Genomic DNA, 11,352 nt, shown 5'->3' on the forward strand with positions numbered 1-11,352 from the left:
GCCGACGCCCACCACGGCGCCTCGCGATGCCCCATGGCGACATATGTCTCAGTGCGACATGTGTCCCAATGGGACATCAAGGCGTACGCTCCGGCCGCCGGGGCTCGGCTCGCCCGGCGCCATCGCCGAGTACCTGCTCGTCGACGACCCGCGTCACCTCGTACCGCTGGACGGTCTGGACCCGGTCGCCGCGGTCCCGCTGACCGACGCGGGCCTGACCCCGTACCACGCGATCAAGCGGTCGCTGCCGAAGCTGGTGCCCGGTTCGACGGCCGTGGTCATCGGCACCGGCGGCCTCGGACACGTCGCCATCCAGGTGCTGCGCGCCCTCACACCGGCCCGGGTGATCGCCCTCGACGTCAGCGAGGACAAGCTGCGGCTGGCGAAGGAGGTCGGCGCCCATGAGGCGGTGCTCTCCGACGCCGGCGCGGCCGCCGCGGTGCGCGCCCTGACCGGCGGTGCGGGTGCCGAGGCCGTCTTCGACTTCGTCGGGGCCGAGCCCACCGTGCGGACCGCGGGTGCCGTCGCCGCGGTGGAGGCCGATGTCACGATCGTCGGCATCGGCGGCGCCGCCCTGCCCGTCGGCTTCGGCTTCCTGCCGTTCGAGGTGTCGGTGTCCGCGCCCTACTGGGGCAGCCGGAGCGAGCTGATCGAGGTGCTGGGCCTGGCCCGCTCGGGCGCGGTGTCGGTGCACACCGAGACGTACTCCCTGGACGAGGCCCCGCTCGCCTACGAGCGCCTGCACGCCGGCAGGGTCAACGGCCGGGCGGTCATCCTGCCCAACGGCTGAGCGTCATCGCATGTCCGACCCGCCGCCCCGCCGTGTGCAGCGGGGCGGCGGCCGGCACCTCTCCCGTCGAATCAGGCGGTACGCATACGTACGATAGGTACGGAATGCCACTTTGCAGACGAGGGCAAGCACCCATGACCTCCCCCTTCGCCGAGCCCTCCGACGCCGACGCCCTGTTCGGTCTGGACGCCCTCAACGGGACGGAAGGGCCCGACGCGGGTGCTGACGACTCGCCCGCCTCCCGTTTCCACGACTCTCCGACCGCCACGCGCCTGCTCCCGGTCCGCACCGTCTACGCCGAGCCCGCGGCCGCCGCGTCACCCCGCGGCCGCGAGATCCTCACCCGTTTCCCCGAGGCGCAGGTGATCGAGGTGGACTCCCACTGGCGCATCCCGGGGCTGCACGGAAACGAGGACAACGTCGAGCGCTGGATCCGCGTCAAGGGCGAGACGCTGGTCCTGGGCGAGCGAAAGACCCTCACCACGCGGCCCAACGGACGCTCGGCCGACTTCATCGCCCCCGGCCCCTCCAACGGGTGCGCGATGGCCTGCGCCTACTGCTACGTGCCGCGCCGCAAGGGATACGCCAACCCGATCACCGTCTTCACCAACATCGACCGGATCATCGCCCACCTGGGACGGCACATCGCGCGCCAGGGCCGCAAGACGGAACCCAGCCAGTGCGACGAGACGGCCTGGGTCTACGACATCGGGGAGAACGGCGACTGCTCGGTGGACGCGCTGATCTGCGACAACACCGCCGATCTGATCACCGTCTTCCGCCAGTGGCCCACTGCGAAGGCATCCTTCGCGACCAAGTTCGTCAACCCCGATCTGCTCGCACTCGATCCGCGCGGCCGCACCCGCGTCCGCTTCTCGCTCATGCCCGCGGCCGACTCCCGGCTGCTGGACCTGCGGACCTCGCCGGTGCCCGACCGCATCGCCGCCGCGGCCGACTTCCTGGACGCCGGTTACGAGGTGCACTTCAACCTCTCCCCCGTCGTCCTGCGGCCGGGCTGGCAGGACGACTGGACGGAGCTGCTGCGCCGGCTCGACGACGTCCTGCCGCACCGGGTGAAGCGACAGGCCGCCGCGGAAGTGATCATGCTCACCCACAACCAGGAACTGCACCAGGTCAACCTCGGCTGGCACCCCCGTGCCGAGGACCTGCTGTGGCGGCCCGACCTGCAACAAGGCAAACGCTCACAGAACGGCGCGCTCAACGTCCGCTACCGCGACCACGTCAAAGCGGACGCCGTGCACACCCTGCGCCACCTCATCGCCACCCACACTCCCTGGCTGCGTGTCCGCTACGCCTTCTGACCCCTGCGGACCGGTCAGTCGCGTCGCGGTACCGCCATCTCGCCGAGCTCGGACCAGTCGTCCTGCGGGATCGTCGCGTTGACGATGCGCGGGGTCTCGGCAAGGTACGGCGGCAGGTTGCGCTGCGCGGTGCGGAAGTGCTCGGAGCCGACGTGCGCGGCACCGGCCTCGTCGTCGCGGAAGGCCTCCACCAGGACGTACTCGGTCGGGTCCGCGATGCTCCGGGACCAGTCGAACCACAGGCAGCCCGGTTCGGCGCGGGTGGCCTGGGTGAACTCCGCGCTGATCTCGGGCCACTTGTCCGCGTGCTCGGGCAGGATCCGGAACTTGGCGGTGATGAAGATCATCTGAAGGCTCCTCGGGCCGTGATGCGTGTGCCGGTCTCCATAGTGGATCAGGGAACGAGGACGGGGCGTCCGCGGACCCGCTCCCGCGCGGCCGGCACCGTCAGCTCGCCCCGCGCGGCGCAGCATGCGCACCCCGTTCAGGAGGGCACCGCCCTTGCCGACGAAGCCGATGACTCCTCACAGCATCGCCCATCGCCTGGGCCGGGTGCGGGAACGCGAACGCGACGAGGTCGTGCGCGGCCTGGCCGGGCCCGGCACGACCGGCGCCCAGGCCGCGGAGCGACTCGGCATGAGCCGCGCCAGCGTGTACCGCACGCTGGCCCGCTACGGCATCCGGATGCCCGGCCCGTGCCCCTCGTCCGGCTAACGGCCGATCTTGTCCAGCTCGGCGAGATCCTCGTCGGACAGCGCGAGGCCCGCGCCGGCGACGTTCTCGCGCAGGTGCGCCACCGACGAGGTGCCGGGGATGAGCAGGATGTTCGGCGAGCGCCGCAGCAGCCAGGCCAGGGCGACCGCCATCGGCGTCGCCTCCAGCCGGGCGGCGACCGCGGAGAGCGCCGTCGACTGCAGCGGGGTGAAGCCGCCGAGCGGGAAGAAGGGCACGTAGGCGATGCCCTGCTCGGCGAGCTCGTCGATCAGTGCGTCGTCCTGGCGGTGGGCGAGGTTGTACATGTTCTGCACGCACACGATCGGCGCGATCGTCCGCGCCTCGGCCACCTGTCGCGCCGTCGCGTTGCTCACTCCAAGGTGCCGGATCAGGCCCTGCTGCTGGAGTTCGACGAGGGTCTCGAAGGGTTCGGCGAGCGAGCCGGGCCGGGGGCCCTGTGCGTCGCCGAGCCGGAGGTTGACCACGTCGAGCACGTCCAGGCCGAGGTCCTCGAGGTTCTCGTGCACGGCGCGGAGCACGTCGTCGGGCTGCCGGGCGACGGGCCAGCCGCCCTGTTCGTCACGGACCGCGCCGACCTTGGTGACGATGTGCAGCGACGCCGGATAGGGGTGCAGGGCTTCACGGATCAGCCGGTTGGTGACGCGTGGTCCGTACGCGCCGGCGGTGTCGAGGTGGGTGATACCGAGGGCGACGGCTTCGCGCAGGACGGCGAGCGCACCGTCGTGGTCGTCGGGCGGGCCCATGACACCGGGGCCGGCGAGCTGCATGGCGCCGTAGCCGAAGCGGGTGACGGTCAGATCGCCCAGGGGCCGGGTGCCGCCGGGCAGGGACGTGGACGGGGTGTTCATGCCGGTGCCTTGTCTGCTGAAACCGATGGGGTGCCGAAAGCAGTTCGATGCTCGCCCGCCGGCGGCCGGCTCCTCCAATACCGACCGGGTGCACCGTGATACCCGGCCGGTATCACCGCAGTAGGCTGTGGCCGTGGACACCTTGGAGACCCGAGAGCTGCGCTACTTCATCGCCGTCGCCGAGGAACTGCACTTCGGCCGCGCGGCCGAGCGTTTGAACATGGCCCAGCCACCGCTGTCCCGCGCGATCCAGCAGCTGGAACGGCGCCTGGGCGTCCGCCTGTTGGAGCGCGACCGGCACGGCGTGGCGCTGACCGGCGCCGGTCACATGCTGCTGCAGGAGGGCCGCGCCGCCCTCGACGCGACCATCGCCGCCGCTCGCCGCACCCGCCGGGCGGGCGGCGCCGACGGGCCCGGCGGCTCCCGTGACCGCCTGGTGCTCGCGGTGAAGGCCGGCGCGTCGCACGAGCTGCTGCACAAACTCCTCGACGCCTACGCGGCCGAGCCCGACGCCGCCGAGATCGAGGTGCTGCCGAGCGGCACGTGCGAGCAGGGGGCGATGCTGCGCGACGGCCGCGCCGACGTGGCGCTCATGCACACGCCGTTCAACTCCCTGACCGGATTCGACAGTGAGGAGCTGATGACCGAGGGGCAGATCGCCATCCTGCCCGCCGGTCATCCCCTCGCCGCGCACCGCACGCTGTCCCTGGCCGACATCCGCGACGTGCCCGGTCTGCCGCTCGCCCGCTGGTCCCGCGACGGCGCCTTCCCGCCCGGCCCGGGCCCCGAGATCCACGACCAGACGCAGCTCGCCCAGCTGATCGCCCTGGGCCGCACCATGGCCGTCTTCCCCGAATCCGCCCGCGCCTGGCTGTGGGCCGAGCACACCGCCGTCCCGCTGACCGACGCGCCGCCCGTCGTCACGCACATCGCCTGGCCCGCGCACAGCCGATCCCGCGCCCTCGCCCGGCTGATCCACACGGCCACACGGCTCTGACCGCGACCGCGAGGCGCCCCCCTCGGCCGGGAAATCCAGGTGACCGGCGCCGAACCGCCTGCCTAGGATCGGGCGCTGCCCGTCCCGTCCTCCTGCCCTTGATCGGCCGCTCGTGAGATCCCTGCTTCCCGCCGTGCTGCGCGAAGAGCCGCAGTTCGCCCGCCTGTTCATCGGGCAGTCCCTGTCGGTCCTGGGGGATCGCGTGTCGTTCGTGGCCGTGCCCTTCGCGGTGCTCTCGGTGGGCGGCTCCGCCGCCGACGTCGGCCTCGTGACGGCCGCGGCGCTGGTACCCACGCTGCTGTTCACGCTGGTGGGCGGCGTGTGGGCGGACCGTTTCCGGCGCCACCGCATCATGCTCGTCTCGGACCTGGTGCGGTGCGCCGCGCAGGGACTGACGGCGATCCTGCTGCTGCTCGGCGTCGCGGCCGTACCGCATCTGGTGCTGCTGATGGCCGTGTTCGGCACCGCGGACGCCTTCTTCATGCCGGCCTCCACGGGGCTGCTGCCTCTGGTCGTCGGGCCCGACCGGCTGCGCGAGGCCAACGCCCTGCGGGGATTCGTGCAGTCGGCCGGGCTGGTCGTGGGTCCGGCCCTCGCCGGGGGCCTCGTGGTGCTGGCCGGTCCCGGCGGCGCCCTGGCCCTGGACGCCGTGACGTTCGCACTCAGTGCCGCGTTCCTGGCCCGGTTGCGGCCCCGCGACACCGTCGCCACGGCAGCCGGGCCCCACACCGGCACGGCGTTCCTCGGTGAGCTGCGTGCCGGCTGGGTTCAGGTGCGCAGTCGCGGCTGGGTGTGGTCCGGCATGGCGGCCATAGCGGTCTACCACGTCGTCGTCCTGCCGTCGGTGTTCGTGCTGGGGCCCGTCCTGGCCGAGAAGGAGTGGGACGGTGCCGCGAGCTGGTCGGTGGTCACCGCGGGCTTCGGGATCGGCTCCGTCGTCGGGGACGTCTGCGCCTACCGGCTGACGGCCAGGCGTCCCCTGGTGCTCGCCGCCGCGGCACTCGCCGTGGCCTCCTGCCAGGCGGTCATCATCGGCTCCGGCGCACCGGTCGCCTGGATCGCGCTCCTCGAAGCGGTCACCGGTGTCGCCGTCTCCCTGTTCTTCGTGACCTGGGAGACGGCGCTGCAGACCCACGTGCCGCAAGAGGCGCTGTCCCGGGTGAGTTCCTACGACTACCTGCTCTCGTCCGGGCTCATGCCGCTCGGCCTTGCGCTCGCCGGCCCGGTCTCCGCGTCGCTCGGTGTGCGGCCCACCCTGTACGCGATGACGGTCATCGCCGTCCCGGCTGCCCTGATGCTGCTGTGCGTCCCGTCCGTGCGGCGGCTCCCGGCACGGCGACCGTCTGCGAACGCCGCGAGCGACCCGGGCGGCGGCCCCGTCGCCTCGGAGGCCGCTCTGCCGTGACGGCGGCCGCGAAGATGCGGGCCCCTGCGGGCGCCGTCAAGGTGGTGGATGACCGTGTACGAGCCCCACGCACAAGGAGACCGCGCCATGGCGAAGGACAAGGGCACCTCGGGCAACGCGCGAAGGAAGGAACCGGCCAAGGGCGACAAGGTCGCCTGGAGCAGTCACGGCAGCGAGACCTCCGGCACCGTCGAGAAGAAGATCACCAAGCGGACCAAGGCGGCCGGGCGCACCGTGGACGCCTCACCCGAGGAGCCGCAGTACGAGGTCCGCAGCGACAAGTCCGGCCGTACGGCCGTGCACAAGCCCTCCGCCCTCAAGAAGAAGAAGTAGGCGGCGGAGCCGGCATGACCGACGACGAGCAGCGCGAGACCTGGGACACCTTCCGCGATCTGGTGAACATGACGCCCACCTCCCTGGAGAAGTGGCTCGCGACCGACGACTCCCGGCAGGCGGGGCAGCACAGGGACGGCGGCGAGTCGACCGGGCACGCCTCCGGCCGGGCGATCGTGGACATCCTGCGCAAGAAGAAGAGCGACCTGACCGACGCGGACTACGCGCACATGCGCAAGGTCAACGGCTACATCCACCGCCACCTCGCGCAGCGCCCGAAGGGAGACATCCGCGACACGCGCTGGCGTCACTCGCTGATGAACTGGGGCCACGACCCGCTGGACGACCACGCCGGCTGAGAGCGACGCCCCGGCGCCGGACAGCCCCGCATCGGGCAACGGCCGCCTCCGTCAACGGCGTCGGCCCCTCACGGTCCGGACGTCACCCTTCCGCCCGGGCGTGGCGCGCCGTGGCGAAGCGGCGCCGGTAGGCCGCGGGGCTGATGGACAGCTCGCGGGCGAAGACCCGGCGCAGGCTCTCGTAGCTGGGGAAGCCGGCCAGGGACGCGGCCTGGGTCGCGGTGTGCCCCTGGTCGAGGAGGGCCTTGGCGATGTCGAACCGGATGGACTCCACGTAACGGGCCGGTGTGGTGGACAGCTCCTCCCGGAACAGCCGGGTGAGATGCCGGGGGCTGAGGTTGAGGTGCCGGGCGAGTTCGCTCAGGGAGTGGTTCCCCGCGGGCTCGGCCGTGACCAGGTCGACGATCTGGCGCAGGGCGGGCGTACGGGGCGGCGGGCCCTGCAACGGTGCCGAGAACTGGGACTGACCGCCCGCGCGCTGCAGGTAGACCACCAGGGCGCGGGCGACGTCCCGGCTGACGTCGGGGCCGTGGTCCTCCTCGATCAGGGCCAGCGCGAGGTCGATGCCGGCGGTGACTCCCGCCGACGTGTACGTGGTGCCGTCGCGCACATAGATGGCGTCCGGTTCCACGCGGGCCCTCGGATACCGGTCGGCCAGCTCACGCGCGATCTTCCAGTGGGTGGTGGCCCGCTTGCCGTCCAGCAGTCCGGTGGCCCCCAGGACGAACGCTCCGGAGCAGATGGACGCGACCCGGCCGGAGCGGACCGCCAGCTCCCGCGTGGCCTCGACCAGATCGCGCCCGACCGCGGTCCTGGGGAAGATGTCGCCGCCCGGCACGACGAACGTGTCGGGGCCCGGCTCGGAGGCGTAAGCGGTGTCGACGGCGATCCGGATGCCGATCGACGAGGTGACGTCGGCGCCCGTCGCGGAGACCAGGGCGATGCGGTAGTCGCCGCCCAGCCGGTTCGCCTCCGCGAAGGCCTCCGCGGGGCCCGCCACGTCCAGCAGCTTCACCCCGTCGTAGACCAGGATCGCGACCCGGTGCGCCTTGGAACTCACGGTTGCCTTCCTCGGACGTCTCGATTCGGGTGGTTCATGGCCGGACCACGGGTGCGCGTTCGCCGCGCGATCGGCAGCGTAGAGGGCAGACCCACCGACCCATTCGGCACCTACACCAACGAGAGCGTGAACGTCATGGCCGACATCATCGCAGGGGTGGAGATCCCCCGGACCACGGCAGTGGCCGAGGCCACGGACCAGCTCCGCCGGACGGTCCCCGAGCTGATCTTCCACCACTCCCGGCGCGTTTTCCTGTTCGCTTCCCTCCACGCGAGCGAACTCGGCCTCTCGCCCGATCCGGAGCTGCTCTACCTCTCCGCGATGTTCCACGACGCGGGCCTGCTGTCCCCCTACTCCCCCGCCGCGCAGCGATTCGAACTGGACGGGGCCGACCACGCGCGCGCCTTCCTGCTCGACCACGGCTTCTCGCGAAGCGCCGCCGACGTGGTCTGGACGGCGGTCGCGCTGCACACGACGCCCGGCATTCCCGGCCGGATGGGCCCGGAGACGGCCGCCGTCCACTACGGCGTGCTGACGGACGCGGTCGGCTGGGGGCTGGACACGGTCGACGCCCGGGCACTGGACGAGATCGTCGCCGCACATCCCCGCGGCGAGTTCAAGAAGGAATTCCTGCACTTGTTCGTCGAGGGGCTCAAAGACCGGCCGGACACCGCGTACGGAACCGTCAACGCGGACGTGCTGGAGCGTTTCGTTCCCGGCTACCGCCGCACGAGCATGGTCGACCGCGTGTTGGAAGCGGCGTGGCCGAGCTGAACCGAACACCGGAAAGACGAAACCAGCCGTCGGAAAGAGGAAGAGGAATGCGAGCCATCACCGTCCGGGACCGTGCCGCCGGGCTCACCGGTCTGTCCCTGGAGGACCTGCCCCATCCCCACGCCGCGGAAAACGACGTGATCGTACGTGTGCACGCCGCGGGATTCACCCGCGGCGAGCTCGACTGGCCGGCGACCTGGACCGATCGCGCCGGCCGCGACCGCACCCCGAGCGTGCCGGGGCACGAGGTCTCGGGCGTCGTGGCGGAGCTCGGCTACGGCACGACCGGCCTCACCGTCGGCCAGCGCGTCTTCGGGCCGACCGACTGGGCCCGCAACGGCTCGCTGGCCGAGTACGTCGCCGTGGAGGCCCGCAACCTGGCCCCGCTGCCCGCCGACGTCGCCCACACGGTGGCCGCCGCGCTGCCGATTTCGGGGCTCACGGCGTGGCAGGGCCTGTTCGACCACGCGCGGATCGCCACCGGCCAGACCATCGTGATCCACGGCGCCGCGGGGGCCGTCGGCTCGATCGCCGTGCAGCTCGCCCGCGAGGCGGGAGCACATGTGATCGGCACCGGCCGGTCCGCCGACCGTGAGACCGTCCTGGCCCTGGGCGCGCACGCGTTCCTCGACCTCGCCCAGGATCAGTTGGAGGACGCCGGCGAGGTAGACGTGGTGTTCGACGTGATCGGCGGTGACGTCCTCCGGCGCTCGGCGGCTCTGGTACGCCCCGGCGGCACCCTCCTGACCATCGCCCACCCGCCCACGGTCCGGCCCGAGGACGGGCGGGCGGTCTTCTTCGTCGTCGAACCCGACCGCACCCGCCTCGCCGACCTCGCCCAGCGCGTCCGGGACGGGCGGCTGCGGGTGCGGGTCGGCGCGGTGCGGCCGCTCGCCGAGGCGGCCGCCGCTTTCGACCCCGCCCAGCGCGTCGCCGGCAGGACGATCATCCAGGTCGCCGACGCCCCGGAGTGAGCAGGCCGCGCGTCACCCCTGTGCCTGCGCCTCGACGCCGGTGGAGCGGAAGGTCCAGTGCCCGCTGCCGACCCGGTAGACCGCCTCGGTGTCCGTGGTCCGCAGCGGGTGCGCCCGCCGAGAAGGGGACGTGGACCTCGGCGGTGCTGCCCGCGGGCACGTCCACGGTCAGCCGGGAGCCGTCCGCGCCGCGCTCCCAGTCGGTGCGGGCGAGACCGCAGGGGTGCGGTACGAGCCCGAAGCGGCCGTCAACGCGTCGGCGCGGGCGGCAGGCGCTCTCCAGCAGCCGGACGTCGGAGAGCGGAAACGGGTCGGGACCGGTTGTCCGGCGGGGCGGGCGGAGGGTGATTCCGTGGCGGTCCCGGGTGTGGCGGCCGAGGCGGTGAGGAGGGTCTGTCTGCGGGACGGTCTGGGGAAGGCGCTTCCTGCGACGCACATGGAACGTTCAACACGCGTAGCGCCAAGGCGACTCGCTATGCGCGCAGTACGACCTTTCCGGCGACCGTGCCCGACTCGGCCAGCCGCATCGCCTCGGCGACCCGGGTGAGGGGCAGCTCGGCGGCGATCTGGGCGGTGATCTCGCCGCGCCGCAGGGCCGCGAAGACCTCCCCGAGGTCGGCGCCGAGCCTTGCCTGGAAGCGGCCGCGGCTGAGGGAGCGGCCGGCCCAGACGTTGAAGAAGTAGGCGCGGCGGCGGTTGGGCAGGGCGTTCCACAGCCACACCCGGCCGAGCAGCTTGAGCACGGGCCACTGCTTGGAGCCCTCGTCGTCGCGGGTGGAGGCGGTGCCGTAGGAGACGAGCGTGCCGCCGGGCGCGAGAAGGCGCCAGGAGTCGACGACGCTGCGGCCGCCTACGTGGTCGAAGACGGCGTCCACGCCGTCCGGGGCGAGTTCACGGACGCGGGCGGGAATGTTCTCGGTGCGGTAGTCGATCGGCGCCACCCCGCGCTCCCGCAGAGCGGCGTGGTGGCGTGCGGACGCCGTACCGATCACCGTCGCGCCCGCGGCCTGGGCGAGTTGGACCAGGACCGAGCCGACTCCCCCGTTGGCGCCGTGGACCAGGACGGTCTGCCCGGCACGGACGCGGGCCTTGCGGTGCAGCATCTGCCAGGCGGTGACGCCGTTGATCACCAGGGTCTCGGCCTCCGCCGCGCCGACGCCGTCCGGGACCGGCACCACGTCGGCGGCGTCGACGACCACGTGGCTGGCCCAGCCGCCGACCTTCAGCAGCGCGGCCACCCGGGTGCCGGCGAGGTCGGCGCCGACGCCGTCCCCGTTCGCGACGACGGTGCCGACCAGGTCGTAACCAGGGACGAAGGGGAAGGGCGGCTGGTCGTAGTAGCGGCCGCGGCGCATCTGCTGCTCGGCGAACGAGACACCGGTCGCCTCCATGCGGACGAGGACCTGTCCAGGCCCGGGAGCGGGGACGGTCCTCTGCCGGACCTGCAGGCCCTCGGGCTCGACCTTGCCCGGCAGCACGATCTCCGTCATTTCTCCGGCGTTCATGACGACCTCCTCGATCTGCGGTCAGTTACTGACTGACGCGTTCGTTAGAAGTTATAACCAGACCGATGTGTGACAGTCAAGAACTTCCGTAATAGGCTCTAACTGAGCGGGTGCGGTGCGGCTGCCGGCGGGTTCACCGGAACCGGTGAGCGCGAGAGAAGGGATGAGTACGTGACGGTTGCGGGCAAGGAGTCACCGCGCGAGCGCTACCGAGCCCAGGTGCGGGCCGAGATCAAGGAGCGCGCCTGGG

General features: G+C 72.3%; 13 protein-coding genes and 1 pseudogene. 9 read left to right on the plus strand and 5 right to left on the minus strand.

Going from position 1 to position 11,352, the window contains the following annotated elements; translation table 11 throughout:
• Window positions 1-40: 40 nt before the first annotated feature.
• Window positions 41-790: pseudogene (locus ACYF6T_RS29910) on the plus strand (zinc-binding dehydrogenase); the annotation flags it as partial.
• A gap of 134 nt (window positions 791-924) precedes the next feature.
• On the plus strand, window positions 925-2,112 hold the full coding sequence (locus ACYF6T_RS29915; RefSeq protein WP_461700335.1) for a spore photoproduct lyase family protein: 1,188 nt from the start codon (window positions 925-927) through the stop codon (window positions 2,110-2,112).
• 14 nt (window positions 2,113-2,126) lie between these two features.
• Here the strand turns inward: ACYF6T_RS29915 and ACYF6T_RS29920 are convergent, their stop codons facing one another.
• On the minus strand, window positions 2,127-2,459 hold the full coding sequence (locus ACYF6T_RS29920; protein WP_461700337.1) for a putative quinol monooxygenase: 333 nt from the start codon (window positions 2,457-2,459) through the stop codon (window positions 2,127-2,129).
• Window positions 2,460-2,628: 169 nt separating this feature from the next.
• Here ACYF6T_RS29920 and ACYF6T_RS29925 point away from each other — a divergent pair, with 169 nt between their 5' ends.
• The gene (locus tag ACYF6T_RS29925; RefSeq protein WP_461700338.1) at window positions 2,629-2,826 is read left to right on the plus strand and encodes a helix-turn-helix domain-containing protein; all 198 of its coding nucleotides are present in this window, start codon (window positions 2,629-2,631) and stop codon (window positions 2,824-2,826) included.
• Here the strand turns inward: ACYF6T_RS29925 and ACYF6T_RS29930 are convergent.
• The gene (locus ACYF6T_RS29930; RefSeq protein ID WP_461700339.1) at window positions 2,823-3,695 is read right to left on the minus strand and encodes an aldo/keto reductase family oxidoreductase; all 873 of its coding nucleotides are present in this window, start codon (window positions 3,693-3,695) and stop codon (window positions 2,823-2,825) included. The two genes, ACYF6T_RS29925 and ACYF6T_RS29930, sit on opposite strands and share 4 nt — an antisense overlap.
• Window positions 3,696-3,828: 133 nt before the next feature.
• Here ACYF6T_RS29930 and ACYF6T_RS29935 point away from each other — a divergent pair, with 133 nt between their 5' ends.
• From ACYF6T_RS29935 to ACYF6T_RS29950, 4 genes are all read left to right on the plus strand, one after another.
• A complete protein-coding gene (locus ACYF6T_RS29935; protein WP_461700341.1) occupies window positions 3,829-4,692 on the plus strand; it encodes a LysR family transcriptional regulator in 864 nt (287 codons plus the stop codon).
• Window positions 4,693-4,804: 112 nt separating this feature from the next.
• Complete coding sequence (locus ACYF6T_RS29940) at window positions 4,805-6,097, plus strand: MFS transporter (RefSeq protein ID WP_461700343.1); 1,293 nt, start codon at window positions 4,805-4,807, stop codon at window positions 6,095-6,097.
• An 87-nt stretch (window positions 6,098-6,184) separates the two neighbouring features.
• Window positions 6,185-6,430 carry a hypervirulence associated TUDOR domain-containing protein gene (locus tag ACYF6T_RS29945; RefSeq protein ID WP_461700344.1) on the plus strand — a complete coding sequence of 82 codons (246 nt, stop codon included), beginning with the start codon at window positions 6,185-6,187 and terminating at the stop codon, window positions 6,428-6,430.
• Between the two features lie 14 nt (window positions 6,431-6,444).
• Complete coding sequence (locus ACYF6T_RS29950) at window positions 6,445-6,789, plus strand: DUF3140 domain-containing protein (protein ID WP_461700345.1); 345 nt, start codon at window positions 6,445-6,447, stop codon at window positions 6,787-6,789.
• A gap of 82 nt (window positions 6,790-6,871) precedes the next feature.
• On the opposite strand, the gene ACYF6T_RS29955 is transcribed toward ACYF6T_RS29950, so the two are convergent.
• Complete coding sequence (locus ACYF6T_RS29955; protein ID WP_461700346.1) at window positions 6,872-7,849, minus strand: GlxA family transcriptional regulator; 978 nt, start codon at window positions 7,847-7,849, stop codon at window positions 6,872-6,874.
• 135 nt (window positions 7,850-7,984) lie between these two features.
• Between ACYF6T_RS29955 and ACYF6T_RS29960 the strand changes: the two genes are divergently transcribed.
• Both ACYF6T_RS29960 and ACYF6T_RS29965 read left to right on the plus strand, forming a co-directional pair.
• Entirely contained in the window at window positions 7,985-8,623 is a 639-nt protein-coding gene (locus ACYF6T_RS29960) for an HD domain-containing protein (RefSeq protein WP_461700348.1), read from the plus strand.
• A gap of 47 nt (window positions 8,624-8,670) precedes the next feature.
• Window positions 8,671-9,597, plus strand: a complete 927-nt coding sequence (locus ACYF6T_RS29965; RefSeq protein ID WP_461700350.1) for an NADP-dependent oxidoreductase — start codon at window positions 8,671-8,673, stop codon at window positions 9,595-9,597.
• Here ACYF6T_RS29965 and ACYF6T_RS29970 read toward each other — a convergent pair.
• On the minus strand, window positions 9,569-10,033 hold the full coding sequence (locus ACYF6T_RS29970; RefSeq protein WP_461700352.1) for an alpha-L-rhamnosidase C-terminal domain-containing protein: 465 nt from the start codon (window positions 10,031-10,033) through the stop codon (window positions 9,569-9,571). The two genes, ACYF6T_RS29965 and ACYF6T_RS29970, sit on opposite strands and share 29 nt — an antisense overlap.
• A gap of 37 nt (window positions 10,034-10,070) precedes the next feature.
• Window positions 10,071-11,102: a medium chain dehydrogenase/reductase family protein gene (locus tag ACYF6T_RS29975; protein WP_461700353.1), complete on the minus strand. Its 1,032-nt coding sequence runs from the start codon at window positions 11,100-11,102 to the stop codon at window positions 10,071-10,073.
• Between the last annotated feature and the right edge of the window lie 250 nt (window positions 11,103-11,352).

It is taken from the genome of Streptomyces sp. 7R007, assembly GCF_054850255.1.